At 38.3% G+C, this 15916-nt stretch carries 12 protein-coding genes and 1 pseudogene; 8 read left to right on the top strand and 5 right to left on the bottom strand.

Annotated elements, in window-relative coordinates:
* Window positions 1-56: 56 nt before the first annotated feature.
* Window positions 57-980 carry a hypothetical protein gene (locus tag H5187_RS04860; RefSeq protein ID WP_182718640.1) on the top strand — a complete coding sequence of 308 codons (924 nt, stop codon included), beginning with the start codon at window positions 57-59 and terminating at the stop codon, window positions 978-980.
* Here the strand turns inward: H5187_RS04860 and H5187_RS04865 are convergent.
* Both H5187_RS04865 and H5187_RS04870 read right to left on the bottom strand, forming a co-directional pair.
* Window positions 977-2002, bottom strand: a complete 1026-nt coding sequence (locus H5187_RS04865) for a GGDEF domain-containing protein (protein ID WP_182740066.1) — start codon at window positions 2000-2002, stop codon at window positions 977-979. The genes H5187_RS04860 and H5187_RS04865 overlap by 4 nt on opposite strands.
* Before the next feature lie 266 nt (window positions 2003-2268).
* Window positions 2269-2697 carry an Lrp/AsnC family transcriptional regulator gene (locus tag H5187_RS04870; RefSeq protein ID WP_145235943.1) on the bottom strand — a complete coding sequence of 143 codons (429 nt, stop codon included), beginning with the start codon at window positions 2695-2697 and terminating at the stop codon, window positions 2269-2271.
* Window positions 2698-2902: 205 nt separating this feature from the next.
* Between H5187_RS04870 and H5187_RS04875 the strand changes: the two genes are divergently transcribed.
* From H5187_RS04875 to H5187_RS04895, 5 genes are all read left to right on the top strand, one after another.
* Window positions 2903-4108 (top strand): aspartate aminotransferase family protein, encoded by a 1206-nt coding sequence (locus H5187_RS04875; protein ID WP_182797599.1) that lies wholly within the window; start codon window positions 2903-2905, stop codon window positions 4106-4108.
* Window positions 4109-4152: 44 nt separating this feature from the next.
* A complete protein-coding gene (astA, locus tag H5187_RS04880; protein WP_149980153.1) occupies window positions 4153-5187 on the top strand; it encodes an arginine N-succinyltransferase in 1035 nt (344 codons plus the stop codon).
* An 18-nt stretch (window positions 5188-5205) separates the two neighbouring features.
* Window positions 5206-6687, top strand: a complete 1482-nt coding sequence (gene astD / locus H5187_RS04885; protein ID WP_182718638.1) for a succinylglutamate-semialdehyde dehydrogenase — start codon at window positions 5206-5208, stop codon at window positions 6685-6687.
* A 47-nt stretch (window positions 6688-6734) separates the two neighbouring features.
* Window positions 6735-7538, top strand: a complete 804-nt coding sequence (locus H5187_RS04890; protein ID WP_182734133.1) for a DUF1338 domain-containing protein — start codon at window positions 6735-6737, stop codon at window positions 7536-7538.
* 82 nt (window positions 7539-7620) lie between these two features.
* On the top strand, window positions 7621-8445 hold the full coding sequence (locus H5187_RS04895; RefSeq protein ID WP_182784487.1) for a transporter substrate-binding domain-containing protein: 825 nt from the start codon (window positions 7621-7623) through the stop codon (window positions 8443-8445).
* 76 nt (window positions 8446-8521) lie between these two features.
* On the opposite strand, the pseudogene tnpA reads toward H5187_RS04895, so the two are convergent.
* Window positions 8522-8964, bottom strand: a pseudogene (gene tnpA / locus H5187_RS25165) (IS200/IS605 family transposase).
* Window positions 8965-9343: 379 nt separating this feature from the next.
* On the opposite strand from tnpA, the gene H5187_RS24565 reads away from it, so the two are divergent.
* Window positions 9344-9643: a hypothetical protein gene (locus tag H5187_RS24565; protein ID WP_259401707.1), complete on the top strand. Its 300-nt coding sequence runs from the start codon at window positions 9344-9346 to the stop codon at window positions 9641-9643.
* Window positions 9644-10226: 583 nt separating this feature from the next.
* The gene (locus tag H5187_RS04910; protein ID WP_182784485.1) at window positions 10227-13184 is read left to right on the top strand and encodes a TonB-dependent receptor; all 2958 of its coding nucleotides are present in this window, start codon (window positions 10227-10229) and stop codon (window positions 13182-13184) included.
* Between the two features lie 471 nt (window positions 13185-13655).
* Here H5187_RS04910 and H5187_RS04915 read toward each other — a convergent pair whose 3' ends face one another.
* Together H5187_RS04915 and H5187_RS04920 are read right to left on the bottom strand one after the other, a co-directional pair.
* Window positions 13656-14936 carry a flavohemoglobin expression-modulating QEGLA motif protein gene (locus H5187_RS04915; RefSeq protein WP_145235968.1) on the bottom strand — a complete coding sequence of 427 codons (1281 nt, stop codon included), beginning with the start codon at window positions 14934-14936 and terminating at the stop codon, window positions 13656-13658.
* A gap of 66 nt (window positions 14937-15002) precedes the next feature.
* Complete coding sequence (locus H5187_RS04920; protein ID WP_149980150.1) at window positions 15003-15902, bottom strand: redoxin family protein; 900 nt, start codon at window positions 15900-15902, stop codon at window positions 15003-15005.
* Window positions 15903-15916 lie beyond the last annotated feature (14 nt).

Raw genomic sequence — 15916 nt, forward strand, 5'->3', positions numbered from 1 at the left:
TCACCTTAAAATAGATAATAATACTCAATAACTTAGTATCAGATTCTACTTCCTCCATGCTTAAAAAAAGTATTTATTCATTAATCTCAATCATCATTTTGGTGAGTATTGTACTTACCAGCATTTCAATTTATACCTTATACAGCAAAAAGAAACTCAGTGTTGATCCTAAACTCAAAGAAATATCGGGGATCGAATTTGATAAATTCAAGCGCTTGTGGGCAATAAATGACAGCGGTGATGATCCAAAACTTTATCGCCTCAACGAAGATGGCTCTATCGCCAAAGAGGTCCTTGTTACTAATGCGAAAAACATTGATTGGGAAGATATGACTCAGAATGACTTTGGGCACTTCTTTTTAGGTGACTTTGGTAATAATAAACAAGAACGTAAGTGGCTCACTATTTATAAAATAGAAAATCCCATCGACATCAAAACTGATACCACCGAAGCTGAAATTATCAAGTTTACTTATCCAGAACTTGACGGTAGCCCTATCACACCAGATAAGCGAAACTTTGATCTAGAAGCATTTGTTGCCTTTGGCCGTCACTTATATTTGTTTACTAAAAACCGTACTGAGCCGTTTGATGGCATTACTAATGTTTATAAAGTTGGCGATCATGCAGCTAATTTTGATGCGCAGTTAATAGATTCATTTAAAACCTGTACAACAATGGAAAAGCTTTGCTGGATAACCTCTGCAGCACTGAGCCCCGATCGTACAAAGTTAGTATTATTAGATTCAACAAGCATTTGGTTATTTGAAAACTTTACTGGTGATAAGTTTTTCTCAGGGGACGTATCACGAATAGATTTGGGGATTGTGACTCAAAAAGAAGCGATTACTTTCTATGATGAAAATACCATTGTATTTACCGATGAAGAATTTAAAGGAATTGGCGGTAACGCTTATGTCATTAAACTTGATGAAGTAACAAAAACTATCATTAAGAAAATACCAAAGGCGTCAGATTAAAATAAATCTATATCCGTGCTTTTATCATTTGAGTCAATCAAGTTGTTCTCCATTAACTGTTCATAAAAACACAGCCTATTGCGACCATTTTCCTTTGCGTAATAAAGTGCCTTGTCCGCATTTTCTAACACATTAATAGGAAAGTCGTAAGGGCTGATGCGACACATGCCAATACTAACGGTCATATTTTCAACAAATGGAAAATGAGTTTCTCTGATCATCTCCATAAACTCATTCATTTTCTTTTCAATCGACTCAAAATTGGTGGGTTCAAACACGATCACAAATTCCTCTCCACCAAAGCGAAAAATCAAATCGGTTGAGCGTAGAAAGTGGCGCATTTTTTGTGCAAGCAGCAATAAAACTTCATCACCACAAACATGACCAAAGCTGTCGTTTATTTTTTTAAAGTGATCAATATCAAGCATTGCCAGCCAAGATGTTGAGCTGAGCCTACGCTTGCGATTGTTATCCATTTTTGCTGTTTTATGCTGTTTTATTACTTGCTTTTCAATTAGCTGCTTTATTTTTTTATCAAATGTTTGTCTATTTAACAGACCTGTGAGTTGATCCCGTTCATTTTCATGCAAGATAAATAAATAATTTTCATAGATACGGCAAAAGGCATTAAGCAACACTTGATCCGCACTTTTTAAATCTTTACATACAACCGCAATAGCGCCTATCGGCTTATCTTGCAAAGAAATTGGTAACCAACGCTTCTCAATGCCATCCGCTGATTGTACAGTAATAATGCATGCTGAGCGCAAACATGACAACAGTTCTGGCTCTGGTGAATCGACTACTTTACGTTGTGCCCATTCAAACTGATTACCATTAATTACTTTTAACGATATGCTGCGCTCAATCGTTAAATCAGTGTGTACGTCTAAATCCTTATAAACTACAATTTCTGTACAACCAACAAATTCTTGGATCGTCGAGATCAAGCTATATTCTAATGAATCTACATCACGGTTTTTAGTTATTTTAATAACAGAATTTAATAAGTTTTCTTCCATAGGGATCCTATATTCAAATAACTGAAGATTCTTAATTATGATTAATTACCCGAACATAAGTTCTAGAAAATATAAACCAAATAAAAACGCCAATAAAATTAGGGAGCATAATTACATTAACGAGTAAAAAACCCAGCGCTAGTCGTAAGTGTAGTGCGTAAATACTGTTTTGTTTAGTCGTAAAGATAGAAAATAATTTAACCTCAATACGCTACGCAGCAAAAAATAATATATATAAAGTATGACATTCTGTATTTGTGGTCAATTTAGCGTTTAAACTTTGTTTCTAAAATAACAGAGGAAGTTGTACGTTCAACCCCATCTAAGTTACCAATGTCATCGAGTAAATGGCTGAGTTTTTCTAAATTTTGTGCTTGTACAACGGCTATCAAATCAAACTCACCACTAATAGCATACAATTGTGAAATAGCATCAATCTGCTTGAGTTCAAGGTTAGTTTTAGTGGTTAGTTTTTGCTTTACCTTAATTGATACATGGGCCGATACCATGGCACTTAAGTACGCATCGCCATAGTCAACACTGTAGCCCTTTATCACCCCAGTTTCTTCTAGCTTTAACATCCTACTTTGTACAGTTGAGCGCGATAAGTTAAGTGCCCTGGCAAGATCAGAAATACTCGCTCTGGCATTCGTGCGAAGTATAGAAAGTAGCTTTTCGTCTTGTATAGTTATCATATTGATTATTAACCTCGTCATTTTGTGTTTTATTTTAATCATTTTTCACAAAATAGCACTGCAAATTTAAGCTTTGAACTCAGATAATAGCGGTAGTAAATAAGAAAAATCATTAAAGCACATTATTGCAGGGTAATAACGGCTTGATTAACCCATCAAATGCAATTTGTTTTTTTTCATATTAAGTCAGAATTAGGTGTAACAAATGCAAGTAACAAGAGAATTATTCAACGACGTAATGGTCCCTAACTATAACCCATCAGAGGTTATTCCGTTGCGTGGCCAAGGTTCTCGTGTTTGGGATCAAAACGATAAAGAATATATCGACTTTGCTGGCGGTATTGCGGTCAACTGTTTAGGCCACTGTCACCCGGCCCTTGTTAATGCGTTAAAAGAGCAAGGCGAAAAAATCTGGCACTTATCCAATGTCATGACTAATGAGCCAGCACTTCGATTAGCTAAAAAAATCACCGACGCAACATTTGCAGACAAAGTTTACTTTGCAAACTCAGGCGCAGAAGCAAATGAAGCAGCGCTAAAACTCGCGCGTCGTTTCGCATTGGATGTACATGGTGCTGATAAAAGCCAAATAATCGCATTTAACAAAGGCTTTCATGGTCGTACCTTTTTTACCGTAACTGTGGGTGGCCAAACCGCATATTCTGACGGTTTTGGTCCTAAACCAGCCGCAATTGATCATTGTGACTACAATGATTTAGCAGCTTTTGAAGCACTGATCAGCGATAAAACCTGTGCCGTAATGATGGAACCTCTGCAAGGTGAAGGCGGCATTATCTCTGCAAATAATGAATTTATCAAAGGTGTGCGTGCTTTGTGTGATAAACACAATGCATTGCTTATTTTTGATGAAGTACAAACGGGTGTAGGCCGTACAGGCTCACTATACGCATACCAAGAATTAGGCGTGACACCAGATATTTTAACAACAGCAAAAGCGTTAGGTGGCGGTTTCCCTATTGGTGCGATGATCACCACGACTGATATTGCAGCACATCTTAAAGTGGGCACGCATGGTTCAACCTATGGCGGTAACCCGTTAGCGTGTGCAGTGGCAGAAGCGGCATTTGATACCGTGAATACCGAACAAGTGCTAAGCGGCGTTAAACAGCGTGAACAGCTTTTCCGTGATGGTTTTGCAGCGATCAACGCAAAATACGACGTATTTAGTGAAGTACGCGGTAAAGGTCTATTATTAGGCGCCGTACTAAACAGCAAGTTTGAAGGGCGCGCTCGCGACTTCTTGGTAGCAAGTACTCAACAAGGACTAATGAGCTTAGTTGCTGGTACTGATGTTATTCGTTTTACGCCTTCACTGGTGATCCCACTTGAGGACATTAAAGAAGGTCTAGCGCGCTTTGAAAAAGCCGTAGCAGACGTTGTAAACGGTTAACCTAATTTAACGCCCTGTTTAGGGCGTTAATGGAGCACTTTTAAATGCAAGTATTACGTCCTATAACCGCAAATGATTTTGACTCACTAAAACAAATAGCAATAGAGTCAGGCCATGGTTTTACATCATTACCTGTTGATGATGCCTTGTTGCTAGAGAAAATTGAACGAGCAGAAAGGAGCTTTGCAAAAAACATTAATAAGCCTCAAGACGAGGGCTACCTATTTGTATTAGAAGACAGTGAAACAGGTCAAGTAGTCGGCACTACCGCGATTGAAGCGGCGGTCGGTATGAACGTTCCTTTGTATCACTATCATTTAGGTAAAACGGTTCATCATTCTCGCACTCTTAACGTATATAACACCGTTGATATTCTCAGTATGTGTAATGATTACACCGGCTGCTCAGAGATATGCACACTGTTTTTACGTGAAGATAGCCGCAAAGGGCTAACAGGACGTTTCTTATCGCGTTCACGCTTTTTGTTTATGGCTCAACACAGTGAGCGTTTTGCCGATACCATCATTGCAGAAATGCGTGGCGTTAGTGACGAAAACGGCCATTCTCCATTTTGGCAATGGCTTGAAGAACATTTTTTCAGTATTGAATTCCCACTAGCCGATCATTTAGTCGGCTTAGGCGATAAAGTATTTATTAGTGAATTAATGCCCAAGTACCCTATTTACGCCAACCTGTTAAGCAAAAAAGCGCAAGCTGTAATTGGTAAAGTACACGAGCACACTAAACCTGCACTAAAATTGCTTGAAAAAGAAGGTTTTGAGCATCGAGGTTACGTTGATTTATTTGATGCTGGGCCAACAGTTGAAGCCAAACTTGGCAATATACGTAGCATCCGTGAATCTCAAGTATGCCCTATTACCATAGGTGAACTTGATCATATTAATCAACAAAGTTCCGACACCTTAGCTATTTGTAATCAAGGCGTGAATGACTTCAGAGCCACTTTCACAAAACATGCACATTATAATCATGCTAAACATACCTTGATTATTAGTAGTGAAGTTGCAAAAGCACTTAAATTAAAACAAGGAGATGCAGCGCGGTTTTTCCGTCTGTAAACCTCTGTAGGAGTTTCTATGAGCGTTAATACGCACAACAGCCAACTAATCAATAACCAATGGCAAACTGGCTTAGGTCATGATTTCAGTTCAATAAACCCAAGTAACGGTGATATTGTTTGGCAAGGTAAAGCGGCAAGTAAAGAACAAGTAGACGCAGCGATTAAATCAGCTCGTCAGGCACACATTACATGGGCAAATACCCCAATTACAGAGCGTATTGCGGTTCTTGAGCGTTTTGTCAGCCAGCTAAAAGAAAATAGCGAAGAGTTTGCGACTATCATTGCCCGCGAAACAGGTAAACCACTATGGGAAACACGCACCGAAGTGGGTGCTATGACAGGCAAAGTGGCGATCTCAATAAAAGCTCATAATGAACGAACAGGCACTACTGAAAATCCAATGCCCGGCGCTAAAGCTTTTATTCGTCATAAGCCGCATGGCGTAGTGGCTATTTTTGGCCCTTATAATTTCCCAGGCCACCTCCCTAATGGTCATATTGTGCCGGCAATTTTAGCGGGTAATACCGTCGTTTTTAAACCATCAGAGCTAACCCCTCTTGTTGCTCAATACACACTTGAGTTATGGTTAAAAGCAGGCCTGCCAGCTGGGGTGATCAACCTTGTTCAGGGTGAAGTTGACACCGGTATTGCACTTGCTAGTCACCAAGATACCGATGGCTTGTTTTTTACTGGCAGCTCAAACACAGGTCATTTATTACATAAGCAGTTTGCTGGACATCCAGGTAAAATTTTAGCGCTAGAAATGGGGGGAAATAACCCGCTCATAATTAAAGATGTGGCTGACGTAAATGCTGCCGTGCATGACATTATCCAATCCGGCTTTATAACTTCTGGTCAGCGCTGTACGTGCGCCCGTCGGGTATTTATTGCAAATACAGCTAATGGTAATGCTATTTTAGAAAAGCTGATCACCGCAACTAAAAGTATTAAAGTTGCAGACAGCTTTAGCGAAGAACAACCTTTCATGGGGGCTATGATCAGCGAAAAAGCCGCGCTTGGGATGGTCGCCGCTCAGCAACAATTGATTGATATGGGAGCTGAACCTTTAGTTGAACTAAAACACTTAAAACCAGGCACCGGTTTTGTAAGCCCTGGTATTATCGATGTAACAAATGTGGCCAGCATCGCAGATGAAGAACACTTTGGCCCATTAATTAAAATTTATCGCTATAGCGACTTTGACAGTGCAATTGTGGAAGCGAACAATACCTCATTTGGTTTATCGGCTGGGCTTTTAAGTGACTCAAGTGAAGATTATGAGCACTTCTTAAAGCACATTCGCGCCGGTATTGTTAACTGGAATCGCCCAATTACCGGTGCATCAAGTGCCGCGCCATTTGGTGGTATTGGTGCCAGTGGTAACCACAGAGCGAGCGCCTATTACGCCGCAGATTACTGCTCATACCCAGTAGCCTCTGTTGAAGCACCAAGCGTTAGTTTACCAAGTACCCTTGCGCCTGGCTTAATTATTGAATAATCAGTCTGCAGCTTAACGGCTGCAGAAATTAAATTAAGGAATTAAAAATGCACACAGATGTAAATGCCCTTTTTGACAACTTATGGCAAAACTACCTAGCGGTAACACCGTCAGCTGTAAAAGTTCATGAGCTACTAGGCTCGACACAACAAGATGATGTGATCAACGACCATATTGCACTACGCACTTTCAATCATGAAAAAATTGGTCTGGAAAAGTTAGCCGCCCATTTCTTAGCCGTCGGTTATAAAGAATGTGGTGAATATCATTTTGAAGCTAAAAAATTGTATGCTAAACATTATGAGCATACCGATCCAAAGCAACCAAAAGTATTTATTTCTGAATTACTTGTAGAGCAATGTTCTGAGCAACTGCAAGCCATCGTTAATGAGCTGGTTGCCAGCATAGATGCAGATGCCGTAACCGCAGAAAACTTCTTATACTCAGGCACCCATTGGCAAGTAAGCTCTGAAACTTATAAACAGTTACTGGCTGAAAGCGAATATGCAGCGTGGATGTCAGCATGGGGTTACCGTGCTAATCATTTCACCGTGAACATTAATGAACTTGCCAAATTTGATAAAATTGAAGACGTTAACCAAGCGCTTAAAGATGCCGGTTTTGCCCTTAATATTTCAGGCGGGGAAGTAAAAGGCTCACCTGAGGTATTACTTGAGCAATCATCAACCCTTGCCGATGACTTTGCCGTAGAGTTTAGTGACACGACGATGAGCGTACCTAGTTGTTTTTATGAGTTTGCCCTGCGTTATGCGAAACCTGATGGTGAACTATATACCGGTTTCGTTGCTGCATCGGCCGATAAAATTTTTGAAAGCACCAATGCACGTTAATTATATAAAGCCCGCAAGGGCTTTTTTTAAAAGACAAAATTAAAGTTTCTTGTTATTTTAATAATAACAAAAAGGAACTTGTATGAAAATTCTGCTACTCATTTTCTGTGCTTTTATGCTGCCGAGCCTTGCCTATGCAAAGCAAGCTGTTACCCTTTTGTCTTATGAGTATTTTCTCACTGCAGAAGAGAAATCAATTGCTGATGAGCGCTACCTTGCTGCTTTTACACAAGCACTCAGTCATAAATTTAAAGTAGAGCAATACACAACTAACGTTGCTCGCCTGCTAAAGCAGCTCTCTGGTCAAACCGATGTGTGTAGTTTTAATATATTGAAAACACCTCAGCGCAAAAAACAATTTATTTTCTCTGCTATGCCCTCTTCCATGTTCTTGCAACGCAGAGTATTTGGACTGAAAGACACACTCAAAGATTTGCCTGAACAAGTTTCAATATCAAAGTTACTCGCAAATAAACACACCTTTGCCATACTTACATCTACTAGTTATCAAGAACTTGATAGTATACTGACAATGTACCAACATCAAATTGTGCCCATAATTGGTTCGGGTGATTTTTCCCGGTTAGCAAAACTACTCCTACATAAGCGTGTTGATATGATCATTGACTATGACGTGAGTGTTAAACACTTTTTAACTCCGCAGCAATATGCTGAACTAGATAGTCGTGAGATCATAGAATACCCAGAGTTTAATAGCGGCTACTTTGCCTGTAGCAGAACCCAAGTTGGCGCTGAAATGATTGAGCAAATAGATACACTTATGCAAAGTGCTAAAATGCACCAGCCCATAAAGCAATATCACTATGCTAATTTTGCTCCTGAAATCGCTGAACGAATTATGACTATTTATAAAACCTACTATAAACCAGATATTTATAAAGATTAATTTTACTTGTCGAAAACAAAGCAAAAAACACTTTCAACTCAATGATTATTAAAGAATCGACCGCAAGCGACTACGTTTATATGAGCCCTAACTGAGCGCCGTGCTTTTCTTTACTATCTAATTCGATTAGCTGGTTTTGCACATACGCTCTGATCGTACCTTCGTTTGCATTTCCTATCATTTCTTCAAAATAACTCTGAGTCCACAACTTACCACAAAAAAGTATCGCCTCTTTATGTCTGAATAAAGTCGAAAGAATTCTCTCGCCGAAATACTCTTTACTACCTGCATTATTTTACTAGGTGACATTTTCGGCTCACTTAGAACTACCATATGAATATGATCTTATGGTATTTCTAACTCAATTATATCAATATCATATTCGTAACCAATCTTTTGAATAATTGCTTTCATCTCTGATTTATAAGGTTCTGAGAACACTTTATATCGATATTTTGATATCCACACAAAATGGGACATTATCCTAAAAACGTGATGCGTATTTCTTTGAAGTTCCATGTTTTCGATAGTACAGACTGGGACAAGCCCCCCGAGATTTTCGCTACGCTCTGTTAAAATAAAAAATCTTATTTACTTTTTTGATCTTTCTATTTTAGAAAGTAAACACTGCTGTTATTATCATGGCGCGTCATGAATGGTTCTTCACTGTGAAGCTGTACGTCAACAGTAAAGTGCTCTTAGCTGCGCATTACCTTACATTTTGCACTCATCATACGCGGCTGTTTTTGCGTCCTACTGGAAGAAGGTCTAGCTTTGACTTAGCAACAAGCTGTGAAGTTGATTTTGTTGTCAGCCAAGGTGGAACAAGTGAGTATACTATTCATACCCTCCAATTAAGCCTGATGCGGATATTCGTGATGCACTTGAGCTTTAATTAATGATGCGCTTGTACAGCTACGAGAAACGGGACGTGCAAATTGTAGAGCCAGAAGCTTTGATGGTTGCCAGCTGCGTAACCAGCGCTCTATCAGTAATTGATCAAGCTATTCGTAAGATCAAACATTGGTACTACTTAGATATCGGCATTTATGATTCATTCAGCGGTTTAATGTTAGATAAAGCAGCTTATCCAATAAACTCAATAAAAAAACACAGAGAGCTTATTGAATCTGTATTAGTAGGTCCAACCCTAAACAGCATTGATGTTGTGAGTGAAGCTATTGTGTTACCAAAATAATAGTGATCTGATCATCAGTCATATGATGGGCGCATATTCTCTAGCAACGGCAGCTGAGTTTAACTTCTTCAAACGTGCAAAAGTTGTAATATTAAATGCACAAGTTCACAGCCAAGTACTGACTAGTTAATTGGCAAGCTATTATTTCTTTGGTCATAAATAAATTAGCTTGGATCTATACATCGAAAGCCGCAGTTGCATATAACTGCGAATTTTATACCTCAAATATACTGCCATTAATAGCAACATTCCAATTAACAAAACAATAACGTCAATTTCTTAACTAGAATATTGATTTTGACGATTAAAAAAACACCTTTCTTATTAAACTTATTTATTAAAAACAAAGCCATACAAAGTTATAACTTTGCTACTTAGCAATTTACCTGACACTATAATTACTCACCAGACATGATTATTATTTAACAAACAACAGCAATAAACATTCTACAAAACAAAAAAACACCAATAGATTCACACTTAAAAATCATAAAAACTAAATATTTACTTTATTAACATTTGTGCTATTTTAATTAATGACATGTAATGTCAATTCTAATAAAAATATTTAGGGAAAATATAAATGAAGAAATTCAACAAAAAATTACTAGCGGCAACCGTCGCTGCAGCTGTTAGTATTTCAAGTAATGTATATGCTGCTGATACAGGTGGTTTAAAAATAAGAGTGACTGATAAACAGGGGCAGCCTATAGCAGGCGCAACTGTATCTGCGAAATCTCCTGAAAGTTTAATTGGAAAGCAAGCTGTTTCAGATAGTAATGGTTATGTATCATTACGAGGCTTAGACCCGTCAAGTCAATATATAATTGACATTACAGGTGCATCTATCCAGCCTTTTGAAGCAAAAAATGTTCGCGTTATTACTGATAAAAACTTAAATTTAAACTACGCTGTTGATGCTGCTAATGGTAACAGCGACATTGAAAAAATAGTTGTTTCAGGTCGTTCAGTTACTGCTATCGATACAACGTCGTCATCTACAGGTCTAGATGTAACGCTAGATATGACAGAATCACTCCCAACAGGCAGGAACTTTCAAAGCTACTTACAGTTAGTCCCTGGCGTTAAACCTTCAACAAATGGTAATCCATCATCTAAATCGGGTGTGAACTATGTTGATATAGGCGGTGAAGCAGGTAGTTCATCTGATAACGTTTATTATATTGATGGCGTAAATGTTACTGATAATGCGGACGGTACAGCTGGCGGCAATATAAATTCAGAAATTATTCAAGAGCAGCAAGTTTTAACTGGCGGTATTGAAGCTAAATATGCTGGCGGAGCTGGCTTAGTATCTCGTGTTATAACTAAATCGGGCGGTAACGAATTTCATGGTTCAATAAACTACTACTTCCAAAATGATAGCCTTGTTGGTGATTATGACAATGAATCAAAAAGTAAAAATAAGTTTTCGACCTATGATACTGCTATCACGCTTGGCGGCCCAATTATTAAAGATAAACTATGGTTTTTCGCATCTTACCAGCTAAAAAACCGCGAAGACGATATAACGAATACAGAAACGGGTGAGTTTAGCCATACTGTAGAAGATGATACAGATTTAGGATTTGGTAAAATAACTTGGCAAGCGACAGACAGAGACCGCCTTGTTTTTACTTACTTCAATGACCCAAGAGATTTATCAGGATCACGTTCAACAACAACCGTATATAACCGCCAAAGAACACAAAAAACGGGTGGTGACAATTATAAAATAGACTACTCTCATTCATGGGATGACTTTATTATTAATGCTGGGTATATGGAGCACGAAGCGGAGTTTTCTACTGTCGCTTTAGATAAATCAACACGCAGTGATATTGCTTTTTTAAGTACCTCACCTTCACAGTCACAAACAGATATTGGTGGTTTAGGTGCCGATACAATTCGTGAGCGAAATAAAAAAGCTGCTTACATAGATTTTACGTATTACTTAGACACTGACTTTGGTGATCATACTTTTGAGGCTGGTTATTCTGTAGAGACTAATGAGAATATTTCTAATAGTGTCTACAATGGTGGACCTCAATATAATTCAATAGCAGCATCAGACAGTGGCGTAACATTTGAAACATATGCGACGGGCCAATGGACGGGTGAGAAAGGATTAGCAGCGGCTGATTATACTCGTGTAGCACAAGCTTTGAATGATAGTGGTAACTTACATGGCGCAGACCTAAATAATGATGGTGTTATTAGCGATGATGAAGTAAAAGCCATTGTTTTTGACAGTACTGCAAATAACCCTACAGGTGATGTAAATGCATACCAAATAGAGCAAGTTCAGCAAGCTACTTCAAAATTAGAAACCAAAGGCAAAATGGCTTTCTTACAAGACACTTTTACAATTGATAACGTAACGATAAAAGCAGGCTTAAGAGCTGAGAAATGGGATCATATTGCATCAACAGGGGAAACTATCTTTACTTTTGATTGGGAAGTTGCGCCTCGCTTAAGTGTTATTTACGATATTTTTGGTGATGGTGACTCCAAAGTGTGGGCATTTGGTGGGCGTTACTACGATCCTCTTCGTACTGATATGACTTCATTTGCTGGTAACCTAACAGGATCTGTATTAGAGGAAAGAGTTTATGTTAATGATGATTGGGTAACGTTTAGAACGCGCGGAGGTGCAAAACAGCAAGATGCATTTTTCTCGCCAAGTACAAAAACCCCTTATACTGATGAGTATTTAATTGGTTATTCTACTAACTTAACAGACAGTACAAACATATCAGTAACATATACCAAGCGCACTACCAAAGATATTATGGAAGATTATGACTTGAGTATTTATTCTGAAGATGGCTACATGGCTGGTACAAGTCTTGAATTGCCACTTTCTTATTTTGGTTACGATGAGAATCCAGGTTCAAACTACGTTATTGGTACACTAGCAGGTGCTAAACGAGATTATGAAGGTATTGAGGTCACATTTAAAAAACTACGCGCTGATAACTGGTTTATGTTAGCGTCTTATACTCATAATGATGCTAAAGGTAACTCTAACTCAGATGGTAATGCTGATTTCCAAGGTGACTGGGAAATTCTAGATCCAAGAGCACCGAACATGTACGGTAAGCAACCTGGTAATGTAGAGCATCAATTTAAGATATTAGGTACGTACTATTTCGATAATAATTTTGAAGTCGGTGCTGTTTATAATTGGAACTCAGGTACCCGCTACAGTAAAGCACAACTGATTTCAGGCCGTTATTTACCACTACAAGTTGATGAGGCCTATGAATTTGGCGGTTATGAAACTAATTGGGTGGCTGATAACTCTGTAGGTAGTGAGGTTACTCCATCATACGGAACATTGGATATCCGAGTTAAATATACTCATGACTTTGATCAATATAAAGCCGAGTTTTTCTTAGATATTTTCAACATTCTGGATGACCAAGCCACTACAGTAGAGCAAGGATTAGCGAGCGGTGATGGTAACTTTGCATTTGGTGAAGCAACTGATTGGGTAGAACCGCGCCGTTTTTATCTAGGTGCACGCCTTTCATTCTAATGTGTTAATTTAAAATTATTAGCAATACTAAATACCCTTTTTCAATCAGATAAAGGGTATTTTATTTTATTTAAACTCAAATACCTATTGCGAAATACTTATAGATAAACTGATTAGATAAACCCCATACTCCCAAGACTTTCACACTATCATTTACCAAGTACAATAAAGTGGATTGAGTTAAATAACGGGTGTCAATAAACCACATAATAAGATGACACGTAGTTACATGATACATTTGAGCACTTGCTACAGTACTGTGTAAAAATATAAATAGCTGTAGGTTGAACTTTTTTCACGCCTAAAGCCCCACTTATCAACAATTGAATAGTTATCATGCTCCACATGTATTGTGTAAAATAAATTCGAGCGGATAGTGAGATAATTATTGATATAAAAGTTACTTTTATCCCCCTTTTCAGAGGGTAATTCAAGAAAGCATTTTTTTAAATGGTCTTTTACTTATATAAATCAAATAAATAGTGGTTTATAGTCGTTTTCTAACTGTTCAAATGACAAATCACCAATAAAACGGCCAAAACTAAGCCACGTTGCTAAACCGCGTAAATCTTTAAAATGTGGTGGAACAAACTTAGGGTCTTCAATTACACCTAAATCATGTAATTGCGATATTAGTCTAAAGTCATCAATCGAGATTTTACCCACTAACAGCAAAGGTAATTGATCGATGCGGCCAAGTTGTATCGCAACCCGAATTAAATTGTAAACCAATACAAACCCTTTGATATAAGCGATATCTTTAGTAAATGGCAAGCCTGTTGCGGTACTGCCACGAAATACTCGCTGGGCCAATGTATAGCTCTCATCTTTACTCAAGCCTTGAGCAACATAATCACGATATATATCAACAAACTCAGCTCCATCAATTACCTTGGTCACCGCTTGAATACGATTTACTAACTTCGCTAAACGACGAGGGGTTGATTTAAGGGTGATGATTTCGGTTAGTACCGCCAGCCCTTCTTGTGTCACTGTTGAACTTGGCGTGCCTTTACTTAAACAGGTTAAGTATGGCTGAGCTAAACCATTTTGGGTTGTACCGACGTGGATCCAGCCCTCATGTACTTCTAAAATATCAAGCTCACGTTGAGAAAACTTTACGTCTTGATTTAGCTTAATATTATTAGCACCAGCAGCTGCATCACTGACGATCCCATCACTAATAACCACTTCAACATCGATACCTGGCATGCTTAAACGTACTTGTTCAGCAAGAATTCGAACGGCTTCATCAGCATCTATATTTTTAGGATCATCTGGTAAAATATCGGCCGCCAATAGATTTTTGAGCGGTAACTCAAGCATATTTGCAAGCTCTGATAACGATGGCTCACCGGCATGAAATAAATCTTTTGGATGACCAAACAACTCTACAGATAAATCATGAAATTCAGCAGTGCCACGGTATTCAAGCATACTCAATACTGTTTTGTACTCGCTGCACATTTTACTCATATATTGAGCGATAGGATTGAGTTGCCCAAGCTGGCTAATGATATTACGGTTTAGATCAGAAAATGCTTGGCGTAGCTCGCTAGGTACAAAACCTAGATCCCGTTGCTGATAATAGGCTTTATCAACCAGTGGATTTTTTTGACATTTTTGTCTAAAAAACTCTTCTTTTATGCTTTTATCCCAATTAATCGCATCTAAAATACGAATAGGGGTTTGTAGGGCGATTAATCTATCTGATAATTCGCGAGTTTTAAGTAATAACGCCTTATCTATCATGCTCTAAGCTCACTGATGAATGAGCCTAGAGGATAGGCTAGATTTGCTCATTTTCAAAGCAAATTATTACTTACTTTGCAAATTCACAGGGCTAGAAAAATCGCTGATACGATTGACCATGTGTCCATTTTTATAAATGACCAAGGTAGGCACACTACTGATTTTATTATCAATAAATAAATCATTACCGTGATCAATGTACACCGGATGTATGACTTTAAATTTTTCGATATATTCATCAACAGCGGCTTGATCTGTCCATAATTGGCTAACCCTAGCTTCAATATCAATTCCCTGATTGGTTAATAAATTGATTTGCTTTTGAGCTGCGGCACAGTTTGTTGCCATCTTCGGGCGAGTGTCAGCTAAATACCAATCACACCACGTTGCCGTATATAATATTGCCTTTAAGCCATGCTCTGGAATAACTAAAGCAGTCGCAACTTGCTTATTACCTTCATCTAACAAGCGGGCCTTTGCCACCACGCCGTCATGTGATAATAATCGCAGTGTATTATCAAGTGCTTTATCTGCTTGATGGCCTTGAAAAATCACTTTGCCCGTTTTATCGAGTAATACATGAAAAGGAGTGCCTATAAATTGATAATGCTGAGCAACTTTTGCGGTATGATCACTCATGATAGGCATGGTTAAATTAAACTGTTTTTTAACAGCTGCAACAGCAGTAGGATCATCATTTAGATCAATGTTAATCGCTATTGTATCAATTGTATCTCCATACTGTTCATAGGCCTGCTGAAAGTGTGGCATTTGCTCCATACAAGGCTTACACCACGTTGCCCAAAATTTTAAATACACAGGCTTTTTGCCAACGATTTTATTCAGCTCGAACAGTTCGCCCTGTTGGTTTTTTAAAACCAAATTTGACTCATTTGCTAACAAATGTTGACTGCTTGAAAAGTACAAAAAGACCCACAACAGCGTAATATATTTAGACTTCATCATTGTTATCCCTAAAA

The sequence above is a fragment of the Pseudoalteromonas sp. SG44-1 genome, from assembly GCF_014164315.1.
GTDB classification, from domain to species: Bacteria; Pseudomonadota; Gammaproteobacteria; order Enterobacterales; family Alteromonadaceae; genus Pseudoalteromonas; species Pseudoalteromonas rhizosphaerae.